Origin of the sequence: Nitrosovibrio sp. Nv4 (assembly GCF_900215485.1) — a bacterium.
Taxonomy (GTDB): domain Bacteria; phylum Pseudomonadota; class Gammaproteobacteria; order Burkholderiales; family Nitrosomonadaceae; genus Nitrosospira.
The window spans coordinates 215,160-236,593 of the sequence record NZ_OCMZ01000001.1 but is presented as its reverse complement, the minus strand read 5'-3'; the positions used below and the strand labels follow the sequence as shown (position 1 = coordinate 236,593).

Genomic DNA, 21,434 nt, shown 5'->3' with positions numbered 1-21,434 from the left:
GCCGATGTGGCGCACGGCGCAACTGGCTGCATGAAACTTATCGCTCATCAAGTTGCATCTTTCAAGAAGTTAGCATGAATCGTCCAAGCTGTAATTTCCCGGGCACGCCTTCGCGCAGTGCTGGAGCATGTTTTGTCATTTGCATATTGATCCTTGACCTGTTAGGCGTATCGCCCGTTCAAGCCCAAAATACCGGCAAGGACAATGTTTTGCCAGCTGTAGTAGTGACCGGCGCGCCGTTTGAGGATCGCAGCGAGCTTGATATGGCTCAGCCTGTTTCAGTATTGCGGGGCGACGATCTGCGCCGGAAGCGGGAAGCAAGCCTCGGCGACACGCTATCCCGCGAGTTGGGTGTGGCGTCGAGCTCCTTTGGTCCAGGTGCGGGCCGACCGATCATCCGCGGCCTGGATGGTCCTCGTATCCGTGTACTGGAGAATGGCATCGGCACGCTGGATATCTCTTCGATCAGCCCGGATCATGCAGTAACCGCTGAATCGCTTAATGCTTCCCAGATCGAAATCCTGCGAGGTCCGGCCACCTTGCTCTATGGCAGCGGGGCTTCGGGTGGGGTTGTCAACGTCATAAATACCCACATTCCGAACCAACGGTTCAAAACAGTAAAGGGCGACTTCGAAGTGCGCGGAAATACCGCGACCGAGGAACGCACCGGAGCTTTCAATGCGAACGGCAGCGTTGGGCGCGCATCCTGGAGTATAGGCGGCTTCAGGCGAAAAACCGGTGATTACCACATTCCCGGACGGGCGAACGAGAGCGACCCGAATAGTCGAAAAGGCACCGTCGAAAACAGCGCAGTCGATTCCGGAGGCTTATCTGCGGGCGGATCGTTCGTGGGCGAGAGAGGCTTTATTGGCGGATCATTCTCTCGCCTTGAAAGCGAGTATGGCATACCCAGTCCGGAAGGGTCGAAGATCGATCTCAAGCAGACGCGCTACGACTTGTCGGGCGAACTGGATAGGCCGATCATGGGTTTTGATAAGCTTAAGGTGCGTATGGGTTATAACGATTACAAGCACAATGAAATCGAAGGAACCGGGGAGATTGCGACACGCTTTAAAAATAAGGGATTAGAGAGTCGCGCCGAGCTTTTGCATGCGCCAATAGGCGGCTGGAAGGGAGTATTCGGAGCCCAATTCCGGGACCGGAATTTTTCCGCTTTGGGCGAAGAGGCTGTGATACCTGTCACGAAGTCCCGTTCCACTGGCGTATTCCTGGTCGAAGAGTACAACTGGGATCGCTGGCGCCTGGAAGTCGGCGGGCGCGGCGAGCATGCCACGCAGGACCCGATCAGTGACCTGCCGTCACGCACATTCAATCTTTATAACGCATCCGCTGGCCTTTTGTGGAAATTAATGGATGGCTATGGGCTGAGCCTGTCCGGCACACGAGGGCAACGGGCGCCGGCTACGGAGGAACTGTATATAAAAGGCGCCCACCATGGAACAGCTACTTTTCAGACTGGCGATAGCAACCTGACCAGCGAGACCACCAGCAACGTCGACCTTGCGCTACGCAAAACCACCGGCTTGGTTACATGGAAGGTCAATGTGTTCCATAACTGGATCGGCAATTATATTTTTGTACGCAGCGCCGATATTAACGGCGATGGTGTCGCGGATCGAGCCGACGATACCGGAACGCTGGATCCTGATGGAGAATTTCTGGTGCAGAATTTTGCGCAGGGCGGAGCAAGGTTTTACGGCGCGGAAGCGGAAGCAATCTTTACATTGAAGCCCGACGAAATCGATCTGCGCCTGTTCGCTGATTATGTCCGCGGAAGACTGGATAACGGCGGCAACGTACCCCGCATCACGCCACTGCGGTTTGGACTGGAATTCAATCACAGGACGGGCCCGTGGACATCCAACGTGAGCGCGACTCGCGTGATGCGTCAAAATGATCTGGCAGAGCTTGAAACCAGCACGCCAGGTTATACCCTTGTGAATGTCGAGGTAAGTTATCGCATCAAGGAAACCAGATCGAATGGCATCAAAATATTCCTTCAAGGCAAGAATCTTCTGGATGAAGAGATGCGTGTGCACAACTCTTTCCTGAAGAATTTTGCTCCATTGCCGGGAAGAGCCTTGGTCGTCGGCTTGAGAGGTGAGTTTTAATGCCTCTGGGAGGATAATTGCCGGCAAAATTCTTGAGCATTTTCCTGGCATATAAATGCGTTTGCAGCCGATTGACTGTTCGGCTGTCTATTAAGCCCAGAAGGAATGTGGCACACTTCGGGATTCCGTTTTGTATCCAGGTCTGCTGATCCGTGTCGCCTTACGAACTCTTTATCGGTTTGCGCTATACCCGCGCGAAGCGCCGTAATCACTTCATCTCTTTCATTTCCCTGATTTCCCTGCTGGGTATTACCCTCGGCATGACAGCGCTTATCACTGTCATGTCGGTCATGAACGGTTTTCAGAAAGAAGTCCGTTCACGTATCCTCGGTGTGGCGTCCCATATCCAGGTGAGCGGCATAGACGGCAGGCTGACCGACTGGCGCCAGGTAGCGGAGGAAGCACTCAGGCATCCTGAGGTAGAGGCTGCCGCACCTTATGTCAGCGCGCAAGGCATGGTGTCGTTCGATCAAGTCGTCAGCGGTGTCGTGGTAAGGGGCATCCTGCCGGGGACCGAGGACAACGTAGCCGATCTTGGGCGGATGATGATAGACGGCAAGCTGGATGACCTTGTGCCGGGACAATTCGGCATCGTCATCGGGCGGGAATTATCGCGGGTACTCGGCGTATTTACCGGCGACAAGATTGTTCTGATCTCACCTCAGGGACAGGTAACGCCAGCAGGCATATTGCCGCGCCTCAAACAGTTCACGATTATCGGCATTTTTGAAGCAGGACATTTCGAGTACGACTCCGGCCTGGTGCTGATTCACATGGCGGACGCACAGAAACTGTATCGAATGGGAGACGATCAGGTATCGGGTGTGCGATTGAAGCTGCACGATTTGTTCCAGGCGCCGCAAGTGGCGCGAGAGCTTGCGCCGATGATTTCGGCAGATATCCATATCACCGATTGGAGCCGCCAGCATGCCAATTATTTCCGCGCGATCCAGATCGAGAAGCGCATGCTGGGGCTCATTCTTGCCCTCATTATCGCGGTGGCGGCATTCAATATCGTTTCCACCCTGGTCATGACCGTAACCGACAAGCAGTCGGATATTGCAATACTGCGCACGCTGGGCGCCAGCCCGCGCAGTATCATGAAAGTCTTTATCGTGCAGGGCACGCTGATCGGTATACTGGGAACAACACTGGGCGTGATAGGCGGCGTACTGCTGGCCTACAACGTGGAGGCAGTGATAGCGCTGATCGAGCGCGTGTTCAGCGTGCAATTCCTTTCACGAGAGGTCTATTACATCAGTGAAATTCCGTCAGACCTCCAGCTTGCGGATGTGATCACGGTGGCCGTGGTATCGTTTGTGCTGACCTTGCTGGCGACACTTTATCCAAGTTATCGAGCGTCCAGAGTCAATCCCGCAGAGGCGTTGCGATATGAATAAAAACATCATTTCCTGCCAGAACCTGCGCAAGAGTTATTACCAGGGCAAACTGGAAGTGCCGGTGCTGATGGGAATAGACCTGAATGTGGAAGCGGGGGAAACCGTTGCTGTTGTAGGCTCATCAGGTTCCGGAAAAAGTACGCTGCTGCACCTGCTTGGGGGACTGGATGCGCCCACGGCTGGGCAGATACGCATCATGGGACAGGATATCGCCACCATTCACGAGGAGGAAAGGTGCCAGCTGCGTAACAAGTCGCTCGGCTTCATTTATCAGTTTCATCATCTGCTGCCCGAGTTCAGCGCACTGGAAAATGTTGCCATGCCGCTCCTCGTCCGGCGCATGAGCAATACTAAAGCATATGCCAGTGCGGCAGAAGTACTGAAGCAGGTGGGCCTGGGCCATCGCCTTACCCATACGCCCGGAGAACTCTCCGGCGGCGAGCGCCAGCGGGCGGCGGTCGCGCGCGCCCTGGTTACCAGGCCAGCTTGCGTTCTTGCCGATGAACCCACCGGCAACCTCGACCGGCGTACCGCGGGAGACGTATTCAATTTGATGCTCGAACTCAACCGCAGCATGGACGCGAGCCTCATCATTGTCACGCACGATCCCGATTTGGCGAGAAAGGCCGGACGGATACTGCACCTGGAAGACGGCCTGCTGGGCGGCTGAAGCTATAACACTCGTTGCGAGTGTGCCATTTCCGCAGCTTGGAGCTGGTTTCGTTCATGTTGTAACGGTTGATGAGACCTTGACGAGCTTCCTTTCGTTTATTTCATCCGAGCGATTCACCGAGTTTTATCCGCATTGTTTTGTCTGCGTCGTTTCGCCCGCTTTCGCCATTCGTAAATCGCGTATAGCCGCCATCCTCCGCGCACCACGAAATAACCCACCAAAGAAAGCAGCAGCGCCAGCAGACATATACCCACGAGTAAAGGCTTGCCGAGCGAAATCACCCAATCCATCAATGCGGGAATCCATTCACTGATGCTCTTATCCATCAAGTGCAGCTCCATTTGGGGCATGCTGCCCGTGCCCTCGCCTGTCACGAATGCACCAATGGCGTAGGCGGCAACATAGATTGGCACGATGGTAAAGGGATTGGAATAGAGTGTCGTAATTGCTGACACGGGGAGATTTACCTTGAAAACGATAGCAAGCAAGGCGGCAAAAAAGAACTGTACAGGGTTGCTGCCGGGGATCAGGCCGGCAAATAAACCGACTGCAACGCCTCCTGCCACCGACCGGCGATGCAGATGCCACAGATTGTGATGGTGCAGGCGTTTTCCAAATAGCGCGACAAAGCGGTTTTGCCGAATGGTCTCGTGAGAGGGCAGATATTTTTTGAAAAATTTTCGCGACACAAGAAGAGTGTACGGAAATACGGGCTTGGGGTGCAACGTAAATAACCTGGCAAGCCTTCGATATGCCGACCGGAAATCCGGCGGCTTGGAGCAATCGAAATTTCCTCTAATAACTCCGACGTTTTTACTGGCATACCTAAAGGGGCGAAACTTTTCCCGCAGAGCACGGCTTTCCTCTTTGGTCCGGTAGTTTTCCAATGTTCGTATGTTCAATAGATAGCACAAATCGCTGATGCAAGCCTATATTCTGGCGTTTGCCATTGGGGTTGGAATGCTGCAACAGCAGGCCCTATTGCCGGAAATTGCATCGGTATGGCTATTATTGCCCGGTGCGGCGTTCGCATTCCTTTTCCTAAGCTCTCGAAGCGCCATTTTTATGGTGCTCGGCAAAGTTCTGTTGGCGGGCATTTTTCTGGGTGCGGGATTTTTCTGGGCGGCCGCTTTTGCCCAGTGGCGCCTAGCGGATGTGCTCCCGCATGAATGGGAAGGACGCGATATCCAGTTGATCGGCGTGGTAGCAGAGCTGCCGCAAGTCAACGAGAGGCACGTGCGTTTTGCTTTCGATGTGGAGCAAGTGCTGACGACAGGCGCCATTGTTCCCGCACACATTTCCCTCTCCTGGTATGACGAGCACGGAAAGCGTTCGGCGGCAGAGGCTGCGCCCCCCCAAATCAGCGCAGGCGAGCGCTGGCGGATCACTACGCGGCTCAAACGTCCGCATGGCAGCGTCAATCCCCATGGCTTTGACTTCGAGCAATGGGCCTTGGAACGCAACATACGGGCTAGCGGCTACGTCCGGAAAAATGATGGGAACATGCGTCTGGACGAAATGGTCAGCCGACCGGCTTATCAGATTGAGCGTTTGCGCGAGGAAGTTCGTGAAAGTTTTATGCGGGCATTGCCAGGCCATGCTTATACCGGTGTTCTGGTTGCGCTGGCGGTGGGCGACCAGCGTGCCATTCCCCGCGAACAGTGGCAGATATTTACCCGCACCGGAATAAACCATCTCATGAGTATATCCGGGCTCCATGTCACCATGGTATCTGGCCTGATATTTGCACTCGTTTACTGGTTGTGGCGGCGGAGCCATCATTTGACGTTGCTGTTGCCGGCGCGCAAAGCCGCAGCCGTCGCGGGACTGGTAGTGGCGTTAGGGTATGCGCTGCTGGCGGGGTTTGCGATACCGGCACAGCGCACGGTCTATATGCTTGCGGTAGTGGCCATCGCTCTGTGGCTGGGGCGATCCACTTCGATGACGACAGTCCTGGCCTGGGCATTGCTGGCAGTCGTGGCGCTCGATCCATGGGCGGTATTGTCGCCCGGCTTCTGGTTATCGTTCGGTGCGATAGCGGTCATCATGCTGATATCGGTCGGGCGTATCGGTAGATCGCACTGGTTAATCGGTTGGGCGCGGGTGCAGTGGGCGATAACGCTTAGCCTGATACCTCCCCTGCTGGCGATGTTTCAGCAGGTATCGCTTGTTTCGCCTGTTGCAAACGCCATAGCGATCCCCCTGGTGAGCCTGGTGGTGGTTCCGTTAACCCTGCTGGCTGCGCTGCCGCCGCTCGATTTCATGTTGACGCCTGCGCACTGGCTGCTGAGTGCTTGCATGGAGGCGATGCAGTGGATGAGCGATTCACCACAGGCGGTCTGGAGCCAGCATGCGCCGCCCGCCTGGGCAGTCATGGCCGGAATGGCCGGAATCTTCTGGATAATGCTGCCCGGGGCATTGGGGCTAGGGCTGGGGTTAGGAATGGGTCCCAGGCTTACAACGGGTTTTCCAGCTCGATGGCTGGGGCTGGTTGCGTTGCTGCCCATGTTTCTGGCGCTTCCGCCAAAGCCGGCATCAGGAGAGTTGTGGCTGACCGTATTGGATGTCGGCCAGGGATTGGCGGTAGTGGCGCGTACGGAAAATTACGCCCTGCTCTACGATACGGGCCCGGGTTTCAGCTCGGAGGCGGATAGCGGCAACCGCACCATTGTTCCTTTTCTGCGGGCAGAAGGTATAAAACATGTTGACGCAATGATCGTAACGCATGCTGACGGAGACCACAGCGGCGGGGCATTGTCGGTACAGCAAGCCGTGCCGGTGGAATGGCTGGTTTCATCGTTGCGCGACGATCATCCCATACAGTTGGCCGCACCAAACAGGCAACGATGCCGTGCGGGACAATCGTGGCAATGGGATGGCATCCGCTTCGACATATTGCATCCTTCGGAGCACAGCTACGATAATCCCAGGCTCAAAACCAACGCGTTAAGCTGCGTGCTGAAAATCACCACCTCGCACGGCAGTGTGCTGCTGCCGGGCGACATCGAGAAAAAATCCGAGTATCAGTTGCTTGCAAATGACACGGGCAACCTCGTCTCCACAGTGCTGGTCGCGCCCCATCACGGGAGTAAAACTTCCTCAACCGACGAGTTTGTACGCCGGGTGAATCCAGGGCTGGTAATATTTACCGTAGGATATCGCAACCGCTTCGGGCATCCCAAGGATGACGTGGTGGAGCGTTATCGGGCAGTTGGAAGCAGGTTGCTGCGTAGCGATATCGATGGCGCGATACTGCTGCGTTTTGAGGATAATGACCTTTCGGTGGAAACCTCGCGCGCACTGCGGCGCCGCTACTGGCAGGATAGTCCCGAGATTAACACAAAGGCACAAAATAAAAGATGAGCGACAGATCGCCGGATACAGGTTCCGCAGTAGCTTCTCCCGCCATGCAGAGACAGGATGATACGTCCTGGCTGGAAACCTTGGCGCCTATCTTTTCTCCCGGTGAAACCGAGGTGCTCGCCCATGCGCTGGATTTTTCCCGCCCGTTTTACGCCGGAAGATTCCTTCCCACGGGCGAGCCAGGCATTCAGCACATGCAGGGCGTAGCATCAGTCCTGGCCTCGCTGCGGGTCGATAGCGACACTCTGGTGGCAGGCATTCTTTACGGCGTGCCGGATTATCTGGATGAATATGAGGTAAAAGTGCGAGCCGCTTTCAACCCGACGGTAGCTCATCTGGTGGAAGGAATGGCACGCATGGGCCGCATCAGGACAATGGGAGCGGGAGGGACCGGCAATGGAGTGGATCGTGGCGCGCAAGTCGAGGCATTACGCAAGATGCTGCTGGCAATGGTCGAAGACATTCGTGTCGTCATCATTGCCTTGGCGGATCGTTTGCAGACAATGCGATATATCGCGGGGAACAACGTTCCCAATAGGGCGGAGATCGCACATGAGACGCTGGATATATTCGCACCATTGGCGAACCGCCTGGGGCTGTGGCAACTGAAGTGGGAGCTGGAAGATTTCTCTTTTCGAATTATCGACCCCGAACGCTATAAAAAAATCGCCACTTTGCTTGAGGATACGCGCCGCATCCGGGAACAGTATATTGCCATGGTGGTGGATAAATTGGGTGGCGAATTGCAGCGAACAGGAATCAAGGCTGAAGTCACCGGGCGCCCGAAACACATCTACAGCATCCACAAAAAAATGAAACGCAAGGGTGTGGACTTCGAGGAAATCCACGATGCCCGCGCTGTACGCATTCTTGTTGACGACGTGAGAGACTGCTATGCCGCGCTGGGAGTGGTGCATAACCTGTGGGTGCCCATCCCGAAGGAATTCGACGATTATATCGCCAGACCGAAAGGCAATGATTACCGTTCGCTTCATACCGCTGTCCATGGCCCGGAAGACAAGGTAATTGAAGTGCAGATTCGCACCCATGAAATGCATCGGCATTCGGAAATGGGTGTGGCCGCACACTGGCGCTATAAAGAAGGGGCGAGGCGCGATGCCAGGTATGAAGAAAAAATTGCCTGGTTGAGGCAGATCCTGGAATGGAAGGACGACGTCGCGGACGCAGGCGAATTAGACGAGCATTTCAAGGTTGCGTTGTTCGAGGACTCGGTCTACGTGCTGACCCCGCAGGGCAGGGTAATTTCCTTGCCCAAGGGCGCCACGCCAATAGATTTTGCCTACCACGTGCATACCGACCTTGGTCACCGCTGCCGTGGTGCAAAAGTCGACGATGTCATGGTCCCGCTCGACTACACGCTGCAAAATGCGCAACGGGTGGAAATCATTTCCGCTAAACAGGGCGGACCGAGCCGGGACTGGCTCAATCCCGTTTTAGGTTATCTGAAGAGCCATCGTGCGCGATCAAAGGCCAGGCAATGGTTCAGCAGCCAGCAGCGCGACGCCGCGTTGGCGCAGGGGCGAGCGCTAGTGGAAAAGGAATTGCAGCGCCACGGCATGACCGCGATGAGCCTGGACAAACTGGCCGGTGAGTTCAAGTTTGCCAAACTCGACGCTTTCCTGGCCGCGGTGGCCAGAGGAGATATCAATACCCGTGAGTTAGGGTCGTTCCTGGTCGGCGGGACCGAGCCTGCGTTGCCGGCCCCCGAGTTGCCGACAGGAAGAAAATCCGTTTCACAATATGATTCAGGCATACTCGTCGTCGGTGTTGACAAGCTGCTGACGACGTTGGCGAGGTGTTGCAAGCCTGCTCCGCCAGACCCGATCATTGGTTTTGTCACGCGTGGACGCGGCATCACGATACATCGTCAAGAGTGCGCCAATCTGTCCCGCTTATCCGGGGAAAGCACCGAGCGCCTCATCTCCGCGGAGTGGGATTTATCGAAAGGCATGAGTTATCCGGTCGATGTGGAGGTCGAGGCTCAGGACAGGCAAGGATTGCTGCGGGATATTTCGAACGTTTTGTCTCGCGAAAAAATCGATGTTGCCGCTACCCGCGCGCAAAGCCGGGACGTTACCGCAAGCATGCGGTTTACGCTGAAAATTACCGATCTCACTCAGTTGCGTCGCGTTCTGGCGTTGATAGGGAGCGTACCCGGAGTGATATCGGCATCGCGGAAATGATCGTTTGGCTGAACGCTGAACGTTTCCAATTGCATTAATGAGAATGCCGGTCCTCCGGGACTCGGAGGCTCGCATTCATAGCTTTCCGTCGCTTGACATCTCACCGCCCTCACTCTCCAGCTGCTTTATAGCACCCGATTCCGGGAAAAATCGCTTGAGTTGACATCAGCGCGGAGTGATCTATGCTTAATTCGGCACGCTGATCTGGTGGAGATGCTCCATCCGTAGTTGTTTGGACGCCGCTAAGTGGGTCCACCGACGAGGCTTTACGGTAAAACTTTGGCCTAAACCATGCTGCTCATGTCCCATAACCAAGATAGGTCATCTGTCTGGCTTCAGTAGAAGGGGAAAGCATGAAGAAGAGAATTGCCCTTATAAGCGAACACGCTTCACCCTTGGCAGCCGTCGGGGGCGCAGATACAGGCGGGCAAAATATTGCAGTGGCGGAACTGGCCCAGCATTTGGCGGCGCTAGGCTACGAAATCGACATATTTACCCGCTGGGACGACCGGCGCATGCCCGAAATCATTAACTGGCGGGGAAGCATACGCGTCATCCATGTAAGAGCCGGTCCGGTAACGTTCATTCCCAAAGAAAAGCTGCTCCCTTATATGCCGGCTTTTACGAAGGACATGCTGCGCGTTATTGAAGCAGAGAACAACCCCTACAAGCTTATTCACGCCCACTTCTTTATGTCTGCACTCGTGGCGGCGGACATCAAGCAGAAACTTCGTATTCCTTTCGTCGTTACCTTTCATGCTTTGGCAAAAGTGCGCAGAATCCATCAGGGCAGGAACGACTGGTTCCCCGATGAAGGTTTTGCCATCGAGGAACGGATAGTAGCAGAGGCGGACCAGATCGTGGCGTTATGCCCGCAGGATCGGGATGACCTGATAAATCTCTATCAGGCGGATTCCGAAAAGATCACTATTATTCCAAACGGTTTCCGCCCGGATGAGATTTACCCGCTCGATAAACTGTTCGCCCGGATGGCGTTGAAACTTGATCCCAAGGAAAAAATCATCCTGCAGCTGGGCCGCATGGTGCCGCGTAAAGGAGTTGATAACGTCATAAAAGCGCTCGGCTACATGCGGCGGGAGCATAACTTCAACGCGCGACTGTTGATTGTGGGCGGCGAATCAGATGAGCCCAACCCCGAAACCACCCCGGAAATCGGCCGCTTGCAAAAATTGGCCGAAGCAGAAGGCGGAAGTGATCTCGTTACATTTGTGGGACGCCGGACTCGCGACGTGTTGCATTATTACTACAGCGCAGCCGATGTGTTTACGACGACGCCCTGGTATGAGCCCTTCGGGATTACCCCGCTTGAATCCATGGCGTGCGGAACGCCAGTGATAGGTTCAAATGTCGGCGGTATCAAATCCACCGTTATAGATGGCAAAACCGGTTTTCTCGTGCCCGCAAACGATCCCGCCTTGCTTGGCCGGCGCATCATTGAACTACTGAGTAGCAATAAACTCATGAAGTACTTCAAGGACAACGCCATTCGTCATGTCAATGAGAACTATACATGGATGAAGGCAACGCATCTTACGGCCAATATGTATGAACGGGTCGCGATGCAGAGCCCTTTGCGGACGGATGACGAGGATGACCCGCTCTCATACATCGACGACTCCTTCGAGTCATTGATAAATACCATTAAAACGTCGAGGCGGAAAATCCGTCTCGCGACCCTTGATTCCGCGCAGGCTATTTATCGCTCACTCGCGCGGGGGGGGAAGGTACTGGTCTGCGGTAATGGCGGTAGTGCCGCCGAAGCCCAACATTTTGCAACAGAACTCGTTGGTCGCTTCGAGGCCTCTGAACGCAGGGGCCTGCCAGTGATGGCGCTGACGGCAGACACAACATTTGTAACTGCCTGGGCAAATGATTTTACCTTTGATGAGGTTTTTGCGAGGCAGGTCGATGCATATGGACGAGCCGGCGACATTCTGATTGTTATTAGCACAAGCGGGCAGTCGCTCAACCTGGTCGCAGCGATTCGGGCGGCTCGCAAGCGAGAAATGTTTTGTATTGGACTACTCGGTAAAGAGGGCGGACCTGTTGCCGAATTGACGGATCTCAACATCATCGTTCCATCGAATGAGACGTCGCGTATTCAGGAGGTACAGCTGCTTGTTCTCCACATGCTGAGCCACCTGGTTGAGCAGCAAATCATGGTGGACGATCAGAATACTATTCAGGAACCGGAAGAATGGCCAATGGGTCAGCTCCAGGTGGTTAGTCGATCTGGAAAAATCATCAACAAGAGGAAAATCAAAGCATGAGTCAACAAAGCGTAACCGATAAAGTAGCCATTGTTACTGGTGCGGGCCAGGGATTGGGCGAGGCTATTGCGAACACCCTCGGCGCAGCGGGGGCGATTGTCTGCGCCTGCGATATCAAGGAAGATCAAGTGAAAAGCGTAGTTCAGGCTATCAACGATGCGGGTGGCACCGCTTACTCGTATTTGCTGGACGTTCGTAATGAGGATGATGTCAGGCAGACTGTCGATGACATTATGGCCGAACATGGGCGCGTTGATGTATTGATCAATAATGCCGGTACGGACGTGACGCTCTCGATCGAAGATTTAAGCATCGCTGATTGGGAGCGCGTAGTGGAGGTGAATTTACACGGTCCTTTCCTGCTGTCAAAAGCCATCTATCCGTTACTGAAGCGTCAAGGGAAGGGCCACATTGTCAATGTTACCTCCACGGCTGCGAAGCGGGTCTGGACCGAGGCGACCGCGTACCATGCCAGTAAGTGGGGCCTGCTTGGTTTCAGCCACGCTCTGCATGCGGAAGGCCGCCGGGATAATATAAAAGTTACCGCCGTGGTTGCCGGCGGAATGCGCACTCCCTTTATCATGGAGCGGTTTCCCGATACCGACCCAAATGTTCTTCAGGATCCTAAAAATGTGGCCGAGACGGTTCACTTTGTCCTGACCCAGCCGGACGAAACGGTGATACCAGAGGTAATGGTGCTGCCAATGAGGGAGACGTCATGGCCGTAGAGCCGATGGAAGGGGGCAGGGCTGTCTTTATCGATAAGGATGGCACCCTCATTCATGATGTGCCGTACAACGTCGATCCGCGGCAAGTCTGGCTTTCGGGCGGCGCCGGCCGGGCGCTCCGCCGTATGAAAGATGCCGGCTACAAACTGATTGTCGTTTCCAACCAATCGGGCATCGCCAGAAGCTTGTTCAAGGAAAAGGACCTCCTGCCGATTAACAGGCGGATTCAAACTCTGCTGGCGCCATATGACGCCAAAATAGACGCTTTTTATTATTGCCCGCACGCCCCCAATGACGGCTGCGAATGCCGAAAACCAATGCCGGGAATGATTTTACGGGCAGCGAAGGACTACGCGATCAAGCCGCAAATCTCATGGATGATCGGCGATATCCTGCATGACGTGGAAGCGGGCAACCGCGCCGGCTGCCACACCATCCACTTCAATAACGGCAACGAGACAGAGTGGGTAATGGGTGACTATCGACAACCCGTGTATTCAGTCAGGGATTTGACCGAAGCAGCAGATATTATTTGTCATTAAGCCAAACCGCCACACTGTGGAGTCAAACACGTGGAGTGAAAGGAGGCAGTATGAACAGCGAGTGTCTTGCCATTATTAATCGTTTTGGTGGTTTAAAGGTACTGGTGATCGGTGATGCAATGCTCGATGTTTATATGGATGGTTCGGCTAACCGTATTTGCAGGGAGGCTCCAGTTCCGATTGTTGATATCAAGGAAGTCAAGGCAATGCCGGGAGGAGCAGCCAATACGGCGGTGAATCTGGCTGAATTAGGGGCCGAGGTCCATTATCTATCCGCCGTGGGGTGCGACCGCGAGGCCGAACTGCTAAAAGATACGCTGACTGGGCATGGTCTCGATATCTCACTCATCATTTGCGACCAGGCCCGGCGGACAATTACAAAACAGCGCGTCACTGCCGGCAGTCAGCTGCTTGTGCGCTTTGATTCGGGTACGACGGACGCGGTATGCGGCGAATATGAGCAGCAGATAATCGAGGCCCTGAAAGAAAAGTTTCACGAGGTTGACGCAGTCGTTGTCTCGGACTATGGCTACGGCATCATGACAGATAAGGTCATCGACGCCCTCGGCGCTCTACAGGGTAAAAGAGAGAATATTCTGGTGATTGACGCAAAGTCGCTCGACAAATACAGCTGCGTCGGGGCCACCGTTGCAAAGCCGAACTACCAGGAACTGGTAACACTTCTTGCCATCACGGAACCGGCCGCAATTGGCCACCGGTCAGAGCAGATCAAACTCCATGGACAGAAGCTGCTTAAAAAAACCGGAACAAAATATGTTGCCGCAACGATTGATATCGAGGGAGCCTTGCTGTTTCAACATGGCAAAGAGCCCTATCGCACGTTCTCAAAACCAGTCGAGAATACCAAGGCCGCTGGAGCCGGTGACACGTATGTAAGTGCGCTTACCCTTGCGCTGGCCGGCGGTGCGTCTATCGAAGTTGCAGGTGAGATAGCCAAGTCGGCTGCTGTCGTGATACTGCAAAAATCAGGTACCGCTACCTGTACGCACAACGAGCTGAGCCAATACCTGGGAAGCAGCAGCAAGTATATTCGCGACTGGCAGGAATTGAAGAGCCATGTTGATACTTTCAAAAAAGAAGGCAAGCGTATCGTGTTTACGAACGGTTGCTTCGACCTGCTTCACAGCGGGCATGTCACTTATCTGGAGCAGGCACGGGCTTTGGGTGATGTGCTGGTGTTGGGCCTCAACTCCGATGCCAGTATTAAACGACTGAAAGGCAGCGCCCGGCCCATTAATAACCTGTACGAACGCCTCCGCATACTATCCGGGTTGGAGGCGGTGACGCTCATAACATCATTCGAGGAAGATACGCCGATAAACCTCCTGGACATTATTCAGCCGGATGTGTACGTAAAAGGCGGCGACTATACCATCGGGAATTTACCGGAGGCGCCAATCGTCCTGGGCTATGGTGGAAAGGTCGAGATTATGCCTTTTGTACAGGATCGATCCACAACGAACATCATTACCAGGATTAAAAACCTGGATAAGCAACTTGTCTGACCAGGAAACGAACGATGTTTTCCGAGGCCTGGAAGAACCATAAGAATATATTGTGCGCTCGCCCGGATAACATGGGCGATGTGATGATGAGCCAGCCGGCTATCCGAGCGCTCAAGCAATCGGTTCTAGGCCGAAAAATAACCCTTTTGACATCCAGCGCAGGATCGTCGATTGCTCCGTTTATTCCGGAAGTGGACGAAATCATCCCGTTTGATGTTCCCTGGGTAAAGACGAGTGAAACCAACGGAGAGCAACAGCTGTTGGCGCTTGCCAAGGAGTTGAGAAGCCGGCAATTCGACGCAGCCGTAATCTTCACGGTCTACAGCCAGAACCCGCTGCCGGCCGCCATGCTGTGCTATCTGGCGGGTATCAAAATTGTCCTGGGTTATTGCCGCGAAAATCCCTACCAGCTTATCAGTCAGTGGGTGCCTGATAAGGAACCGCTCGACTACATTATGCACGAGGTTGAACGGCAGCTCCGGCTGGTCGAAATGGCCGGAGCAGTGACGCGCGACACAAAGCTTTTGCTGAATATACCAAAGGAGAGCCGGCAAAAGGTATCGGACAAAATATCGGCTATATCAGCCGCCGCTGGCATTCAACCGGATGAGCCCTGGCTGGTGCTGCACGCTGGGGTGAGTGAGGAAAAGCGGCTTTATCCAGCCAACGATTATATAGCCGCTTGCCGATCGCTCATCACGCAAGGTTATAAAATCGTACTTACCGGTAGTGGCGGTGAGCGAGACTATGTTGGCGAAATTGCTCGCCAGCTCGGCGATGTTGCCACGAATCTCGCAGGTGAGCTATCAGTTGCAGAACTCGTCGCGCTGATTGCAGCGGCCCCGGTTTTAGTCTCGAATAACACGGGTCCAGTCCATGTCGCTGCCGCCGTCGGGACGCCCGTCGTCGTGCTGTACGCGATGACAAACCCGCAGCACACACCCTGGCAGGTATCAAATCGGGTGCTTTACTTTGAGGTGCCGCCTGAGCTGCGGACGAAAAACCGGTTGCTTCAGTCTTTTCCGGGAGTATCGACGCCCAGAGCCTCACCGGAGGCGATTGTGGCAGCGGTAAGTGAGCTTGTCTCCCCGGCAGGAAAACACGTATCAGTCACTCCGGATTCAGCCGGGAACCCAGCCCGGAATCCAGCCGGAATCAACAACAGTATGCCGCGCATCCCATTGGTTACCGGTCTTCCACAGGTATGACGAATGCAATATCTGCTCGCGGCATCAATATAAAAGGGATTAAATGATGCGGACAGAAATTACGGTACTCATTCCCTCCTGTAATCGGCCCGCTGCCCTGGCAGTGACGCTCACCGGGCTTTGTTTTCAGCATTACCCCGATTTCGCCGTCATTATTTCCGACCAAAGCGATACGGCGGTTTATCACGATGCTTCAGTCCAGACCGCTATTCGTCTGCTGGAAAAAAAAGGGCATACGGTGCAGCAACTGACCAACTTGCCGCGGCGCGGTTTGGCTCAGCAGCGGCAGTTTTTGCTGGACCTTGTAGAGTCGCGATACTGTCTTTATCTCGATGACGATGTTTTGCTGGAGCCTTTTGTTATAGGGAATATGTTGCAGGCGCAAAGAGAGGAAGAGATCGGATTTGTGGGACAGGCGGTCATTGGGCTGTCATACAGGAATGATTACCGGCCGGAGCAGCAGGCGATCGAGTTATGGGAGGGGCCGGTGGAGCCGGAAGTTGTTACGCCCCACGATGCAAGCTGGCAGCGCTATACCCTCCATAATGCAGCCAATATCCTCCATATACAGGAAAGACTGCGGCTCACTCCCGACACGCAAAAAAAATACAAGGTTGCCTGGATCGGAGGCTGCGTGATGTATGACGTTCAAAAGCTATGGGAAACGGGAGGGTTCAAATTCTGGGTGGAAGTGCCAAAAGAGCACGCTGGCGAAGACGTCCTTGCACAGCTGAGAGTGATGAAGCGCTACGGCGGCTGCGGCCTTATCCCGTCCGGCGCCTACCATCAGGAAGCGCCAACGACGGTAACTAACAGAAAATTCGATATTCCGAAGGAGTTGGTGCTGTGAGCAAAAGGGTGAGACATCCAATATTTTGAAAAATTCGCCTATTTCTTCTATTGCTCAGCTACTTATGCTGCAAGAAAAATAAGATGAGCTTTGTCATTCCGGACCTGACTTGAAAATACCCGTGAATTATTCTGTCACTCGGGCTCGACCCGGAAATACCATGAACCCCGTCATTCTGGGCCTGACTCGGAAGATATCATGAATTCGGTGGCGGTCTTTGGCCGGAAAAATACCGTGAATTTCGTCATTCCGGGCTTGACCCGGAATCCAGCCAACAATAGTCATGCCCTCATGCTACTGGATACCCGCTTTCGCGGGTATGACGAGTATGTTATTTCCTCGCCACTTAAACCGATCGGAAACATTGATTGATTAAACAAACCAATGACATGGAAAACTTGCAGATTAAACCTCTGGAAGAAGTTTCTTTTATTGAAGAAATAGAAAAAATTGCAAGAAACGCGGGGGACATTATTACAGCGTACTACACTCAAGGTGTGGCACCCGAATTTAAATCCGCGCGGCAGGTAGTAACCGACGCTGACAAGGAGTCCGAGCAGCTGCTAAAAGAACAGCTACTAAAAATCCGCCCATGCGGTTTCTATGGGGAAGAAGAAGGTGGAGATATTGCCGAACAAGGCGATCAGTGGGTGGTCGATCCGCTTGACGGAACGGAAAATATGAACGGATATCCTCCGCTTCTTGCCGTTTCGATCGGGCTTCTTCGCAATGGGAAACCGGTTCTGGGCGTTATTTATGATCCCATCCACTCCACCTTGTACAGCGCTCAGGAAGGTGGACAAACAAGAGTAAACGGAGAAGTCACCCAAGTAAGCAGCCAAGCCAATCCAGCAAAGGCGGTTATCGGCCTCGATTTTTCGTCAGAAATGGCGACACGTCTTGAGACACTGGAGCAACTTTCGAGAGTATTGGAACGGGCTCGGGCAGTGAAGGTATTTGGTGTTCCTGCTCTATCTCTCGCAGCGGTAGCTGCGGGACGGTTGGATCTGTTTTTTCGTCCCTCGACGAAGCTGACGGATATGGTAGCGGGAGTCTGCATGGTCAGGGCATCAGGAGGGAAGGTGGTTGATTATGGTGGGAAGGACTGGACAATACATTCAAAAGGGGTTATTGCGGGCTCTGCCGGGATGATAGACACCTATCTTTCTTGTTTTAAATTGCTATACAGAAGTTAGAGCACGCGAGACACTTCTCCGCGGTTCGGAACTGATCATAAGGAGTTACCACCGGCATTGAGTTAAGACAATGCCTTTACATAAGCGGAAATTATCAAAAAGCGCGCCTGATCATGTCATCGTAATAACGTTTGACTATAAGTAAGGGGCTTAGCAGGATGATGCCTCCGATAAAAGATATAAAAGAACCGGACCTTGCCCTCGCCGGGCTAGCTTTACTCATCATATTTGGACTCTTGATCTGGTATGACCGCCCCATCGAGAGCTCCCGCCCCGTTGATCCATACGCCCAACATCAAGACCCGAATACTACCGGACACGCTTATGAAAGCCGGTTTTGGGAGGACCCTTTTGCCTTCGATCCCCCTGACCCGAAGGAAGAAAAATCTAAAGGCTACTGCAAAAAGCAGTTAATTGAGGAAATAACTGCTATAAAAAATCCAGTAAAAATATTGGCCCCGTTGTTAAAAGTTCGGCCCGATACCACAGAAAATAGCGAGCTGCGAACCAGACATCGTTACGCGGTAATTGCAGGACTAATAGAATCAGGCTATCGCCCCTTAAAACCGGGCTATCGTCCCTTAGCGCCAGGCCATCGCCCCTTAGAGCCAGGCCATTTGCACTTTTGCTCTAGTCAAGAGAACAGTAGCAAACAAGAATATGACGTGCGCTGGGAGCATTATTCCCGTGAATCCCAAGATGAATCAGATAAAGGTAAATCCGACATTATTGTTATCTGGATGAATAGTGAAATATTTGTTGATAATAATAAGTTCGGTCGAATGTCAGGGAGTCTGTTTAAGTCAGAAGAGATAAGCCAAATTAATTTCTCTATTTACGACCTGAATAACATTCTTGATCAAAAACGTAGTGCTTGGATAACGGAAAAAATTAACCGTATTAATGATGAAAACTGTAAAAACAAGGGCATCGAACTTGACGGCGTTCAAACTGACGACAAAGCGCTTACCAAAAAACTAGCCGAGGAACTAAAGCTACGCAATATTAAAGAATCATCTGAAGAAGTAATGATTATTACTGAATACGACTCAGAAAATGCTCGCAATCTATCGCGTAGCTTTAGTGAATCCCTCTATGAATCATTTGGCAAATGTAAACCCGTTAAATCCAGCACAGAGGCGCAATCTACATCTACTGACAATAATTCTGAAAGCAGTACTTGCGAAATAAAAGATGTTTTCTATCTAAAAGGCGTGGATGCTTACCAGCAGCAAAAAATCGATAAACAGGATAAGAATGAAGATCAGGCAGCCGACAAACGGGCTCGTCGCCTTTCTGTCATGGGCCTATCCAATTCACCACCGTTACCCATTGGTCCAGGTCAAGTGGATTATGTTTATCGACTTGCAGAGCAAATTAAAGGTCCGCATCATGATTTAAATCTGGAGAAACGCGACAGCGGCATAAAAGCAGTAGGCATTTTTGGCAGTGATTTCTATGACAAACTATTATTAATTAAGGCCTTGCGCGCAGAAATGCCGCATATTCTGGTTTTTACAACCGGTCTGGATGCGCAGATGCTTCATCCGCAACATTGGCGCTCGGCCAGAAACCTGGTGGTGGCCTCACACTTCGATCTGGTACTCAAGGATAAAGAACAGCATCAGAAACAATCATACCAGGAAAAATTTCACGTCTTTCGGGATAGCCGGCAGACCAACATTTTTTACCGCACTATCGAGATCGTAACAAACGATGTCACGAGATTTGAAATTCCCCAACCCCGGATTTTTGAAGTCGGTCGCAACGGCTTCGTCCACTTGGCGAGTTCGGATAAATCCACGTCCGACGATGTCCTAGATAAAACCATAAAGCGGTTAGCACGTATCTTTGGATGGAGTCCCGACACATCCGCCTCCGACGATGCCTTGGATAAAACCATAAAGCGGTTAGGGCTGCTGGCTGCGATCATATTTTTTCTTATTTGGTTTCACCGGGCATTTCGCCCCAACTCCAGAAGATTATCCATATACCTGTTGCTTGGTGAACTGGTAATACTCTTCATCGCCTTGCCGTTTGCTACAGATGAATCAGGAGAGCCACTCAGCTTTACGGATGGAACCAGCCTCTGGCCTACCATATTCATACAAATTATTGCAGTCTTGCTGGCATTCGCATTTTGCTGCAAGGCTATCAGCGAACTTGACGGGAATTTTTGCCGTCTGAATGAAAAATATTTCCAGGAAGCCAAATTAGATGAAGCCAGGTCTGAGTGGAAAGTTCTTGTTCTGCCATGGAGTGCTCTTATATTTGGTATTGTCTTCTATGCCTCCAATGATGTGTATCCGTTAGGTTTTCCGTTCAAATGGTGTCTAGTATTCCTCTTGCTCATCCTGGTCCCCTACCTACGCGAAATCGAGCCCTGGGATTTTGTCTCTATCAAACGTTGGCGACAAGCAGATAATCGTCACGCAGGAACAGCAAACTCGAATAGAAATTGCTGCGGAATATTTCGCGCCTTACGCAGATTATGTATTTTCAATAGACCGGATAACCTCCCTGTATCATTTCATTATTTTCGTTATGAGGACATCCTCTGGCGGGAATACTATAACTACGGCCTGGTTGAGCATCGCCAAATTCGCGTTGCGTCAATGTGGCTGTTCTTTGCAATCATCGAAACCATAGTTATTTACTTATTACCGCCTTGGCCTTTGCCTTGTCGCGGTCCTACTTGTGGCTGGGCTTCCTGGACAGGGGTATTGAGTTTTTCTCTCATCATGATTCTGCTTTTCTTTGTACTGGATGCCGTGAGACTGAGCTTTTATTGGATCCAGAAGCTGCGTACACAACATTCCTTACTCGCTGACAGGATAGATTTTGGTGCCTTGAATAATGCAATAGGAAATAATCTGCTTCCACTTGAGTCTCTTGAAAGAATGATTACCGTGGTCGCAGAAAGAACACAGGTGGTCGATAGGCTTATTTATTATCCAATGCTCTGCATAATATTGATGCTATTTGCCAAAATCACTTATTTTGATAATCAGGATTTCCCGCTTAGCAAGGGCATTACTTTTGCTGCAAGCATCTCATTACTCTTCTTTTCGGGTTTTCTGATTCGATATGAGGCGGAAAAACTCAAGCGTTCTGTCATTGAGAGCGCCGAAAACCTGGGTAAAAATAAAATATGCAAGCGGAGAGAAGTAGAGAGGACTATTGATAGAATAAACGGCATCAGCGACGGGGCTTTTAAACCCATGTTCGAGCAACCCGTCATGCGATCACTCCTAATAATATTGCTGTCCGTTGGTATTTTTGCTGGTAAATATCTCAACTTATTTGGATAATCCTGAGAGT

General features: G+C 52.5%; 15 protein-coding genes. 14 read left to right on the top strand and 1 reads right to left on the bottom strand.

Annotated elements, in window-relative coordinates:
* Positions 1 to 74 precede the first annotated feature (74 nt).
* The 3 genes from CRO05_RS01025 (at position 75) to lolD (ending at position 4,202) form a co-directional block, all read left to right on the top strand.
* On the top strand, positions 75 to 2,132 hold the full coding sequence (locus CRO05_RS01025) for a TonB-dependent receptor (RefSeq protein ID WP_097065444.1): 2,058 nt from the start codon (positions 75 to 77) through the stop codon (positions 2,130 to 2,132).
* Positions 2,133 to 2,284: 152 nt separating this feature from the next.
* Positions 2,285 to 3,532: a lipoprotein-releasing ABC transporter permease subunit gene (locus tag CRO05_RS01020; protein WP_090881978.1), complete on the top strand. Its 1,248-nt coding sequence runs from the start codon at positions 2,285 to 2,287 to the stop codon at positions 3,530 to 3,532.
* Entirely contained in the window at positions 3,525 to 4,202 is a 678-nt protein-coding gene (gene lolD / locus CRO05_RS01015; RefSeq protein ID WP_097065443.1) for a lipoprotein-releasing ABC transporter ATP-binding protein LolD, read from the top strand. The genes CRO05_RS01020 and lolD overlap by 8 nt, the downstream gene beginning before the upstream one ends.
* A gap of 116 nt (positions 4,203 to 4,318) precedes the next feature.
* Here the strand turns inward: lolD and CRO05_RS01010 are convergent, their stop codons facing one another.
* On the bottom strand, positions 4,319 to 4,894 hold the full coding sequence (locus CRO05_RS01010; protein WP_097066586.1) for a DUF2062 domain-containing protein: 576 nt from the start codon (positions 4,892 to 4,894) through the stop codon (positions 4,319 to 4,321).
* Positions 4,895 to 5,126: 232 nt separating this feature from the next.
* Between CRO05_RS01010 and CRO05_RS01005 the strand changes: the two genes are divergently transcribed.
* The 11 genes from CRO05_RS01005 (at position 5,127) to CRO05_RS00960 (ending at position 21,424) form a co-directional block, all read left to right on the top strand.
* Positions 5,127 to 7,568 carry a DNA internalization-related competence protein ComEC/Rec2 gene (locus CRO05_RS01005; protein ID WP_097065442.1) on the top strand — a complete coding sequence of 814 codons (2,442 nt, stop codon included), beginning with the start codon at positions 5,127 to 5,129 and terminating at the stop codon, positions 7,566 to 7,568.
* Complete coding sequence (locus CRO05_RS01000; protein ID WP_097065441.1) at positions 7,565 to 9,772, top strand: bifunctional (p)ppGpp synthetase/guanosine-3',5'-bis(diphosphate) 3'-pyrophosphohydrolase; 2,208 nt, start codon at positions 7,565 to 7,567, stop codon at positions 9,770 to 9,772. The genes CRO05_RS01005 and CRO05_RS01000 overlap by 4 nt, the downstream gene beginning before the upstream one ends.
* A 353-nt stretch (positions 9,773 to 10,125) precedes the next feature.
* Positions 10,126 to 12,063: a glycosyltransferase gene (locus tag CRO05_RS00995; protein WP_097065440.1), complete on the top strand. Its 1,938-nt coding sequence runs from the start codon at positions 10,126 to 10,128 to the stop codon at positions 12,061 to 12,063.
* Positions 12,060 to 12,791, top strand: coding sequence for an SDR family oxidoreductase (locus CRO05_RS00990; protein WP_090881968.1), 732 nt, complete (start codon positions 12,060 to 12,062; stop codon positions 12,789 to 12,791). Before CRO05_RS00995 ends, CRO05_RS00990 begins: the two co-directional genes overlap by 4 nt.
* On the top strand, positions 12,782 to 13,333 hold the full coding sequence (locus CRO05_RS00985; RefSeq protein ID WP_200814294.1) for an HAD-IIIA family hydrolase: 552 nt from the start codon (positions 12,782 to 12,784) through the stop codon (positions 13,331 to 13,333). The genes CRO05_RS00990 and CRO05_RS00985 overlap by 10 nt, the downstream gene beginning before the upstream one ends.
* Before the next feature lie 50 nt (positions 13,334 to 13,383).
* Positions 13,384 to 14,859 (top strand): D-glycero-beta-D-manno-heptose 1-phosphate adenylyltransferase, encoded by a 1,476-nt coding sequence (gene rfaE2 / locus CRO05_RS00980; RefSeq protein ID WP_097065439.1) that lies wholly within the window; start codon positions 13,384 to 13,386, stop codon positions 14,857 to 14,859.
* A 14-nt stretch (positions 14,860 to 14,873) separates the two neighbouring features.
* Positions 14,874 to 16,067, top strand: coding sequence for a glycosyltransferase family 9 protein (locus CRO05_RS00975; RefSeq protein WP_097065438.1), 1,194 nt, complete (start codon positions 14,874 to 14,876; stop codon positions 16,065 to 16,067).
* A gap of 43 nt (positions 16,068 to 16,110) precedes the next feature.
* Positions 16,111 to 16,917, top strand: coding sequence for a glycosyltransferase family A protein (locus CRO05_RS00970; protein ID WP_097065437.1), 807 nt, complete (start codon positions 16,111 to 16,113; stop codon positions 16,915 to 16,917).
* A gap of 198 nt (positions 16,918 to 17,115) precedes the next feature.
* Positions 17,116 to 17,289, top strand: a complete 174-nt coding sequence (locus CRO05_RS15405; protein ID WP_159462681.1) for a hypothetical protein — start codon at positions 17,116 to 17,118, stop codon at positions 17,287 to 17,289.
* A complete protein-coding gene (locus tag CRO05_RS00965; RefSeq protein ID WP_097065436.1) occupies positions 17,286 to 18,113 on the top strand; it encodes an inositol monophosphatase family protein in 828 nt (275 codons plus the stop codon). Before CRO05_RS15405 ends, CRO05_RS00965 begins: the two co-directional genes overlap by 4 nt.
* Positions 18,114 to 18,271: 158 nt before the next feature.
* Positions 18,272 to 21,424 (top strand): hypothetical protein, encoded by a 3,153-nt coding sequence (locus tag CRO05_RS00960; protein WP_097065435.1) that lies wholly within the window; start codon positions 18,272 to 18,274, stop codon positions 21,422 to 21,424.
* Positions 21,425 to 21,434: the final 10 nt, after the last annotated feature.

Bases quoted from the DNA above. Each gene is read 5' to 3' on its own strand.
- CRO05_RS01025 (WP_097065444.1), top strand. From the start codon at position 75: ATGAATCGTCCAAGCTGTAATTTCCCGGGCACGCCTTCGCGCAGTGCT.
- lolD (WP_097065443.1), top strand. From the start codon at position 3,525: ATGAATAAAAACATCATTTCCTGCCAGAACCTGCGCAAGAGTTATTAC.
- CRO05_RS01005 (WP_097065442.1), top strand. From the start codon at position 5,127: ATGCAAGCCTATATTCTGGCGTTTGCCATTGGGGTTGGAATGCTGCAA.
- CRO05_RS01000 (WP_097065441.1), top strand. From the start codon at position 7,565: ATGAGCGACAGATCGCCGGATACAGGTTCCGCAGTAGCTTCTCCCGCC.
- CRO05_RS00995 (WP_097065440.1), top strand. From the start codon at position 10,126: ATGAAGAAGAGAATTGCCCTTATAAGCGAACACGCTTCACCCTTGGCA.
- CRO05_RS00990 (WP_090881968.1), top strand. From the start codon at position 12,060: ATGAGTCAACAAAGCGTAACCGATAAAGTAGCCATTGTTACTGGTGCG.
- CRO05_RS00985 (WP_200814294.1), top strand. From the start codon at position 12,782: ATGGCCGTAGAGCCGATGGAAGGGGGCAGGGCTGTCTTTATCGATAAG.
- rfaE2 (WP_097065439.1), top strand. From the start codon at position 13,384: ATGAACAGCGAGTGTCTTGCCATTATTAATCGTTTTGGTGGTTTAAAG.
- CRO05_RS00975 (WP_097065438.1), top strand. From the start codon at position 14,874: ATGTTTTCCGAGGCCTGGAAGAACCATAAGAATATATTGTGCGCTCGC.
- CRO05_RS00970 (WP_097065437.1), top strand. From the start codon at position 16,111: ATGATGCGGACAGAAATTACGGTACTCATTCCCTCCTGTAATCGGCCC.
- CRO05_RS15405 (WP_159462681.1), top strand. From the start codon at position 17,116: ATGAATTCGGTGGCGGTCTTTGGCCGGAAAAATACCGTGAATTTCGTC.
- CRO05_RS00960 (WP_097065435.1), top strand. From the start codon at position 18,272: ATGATGCCTCCGATAAAAGATATAAAAGAACCGGACCTTGCCCTCGCC.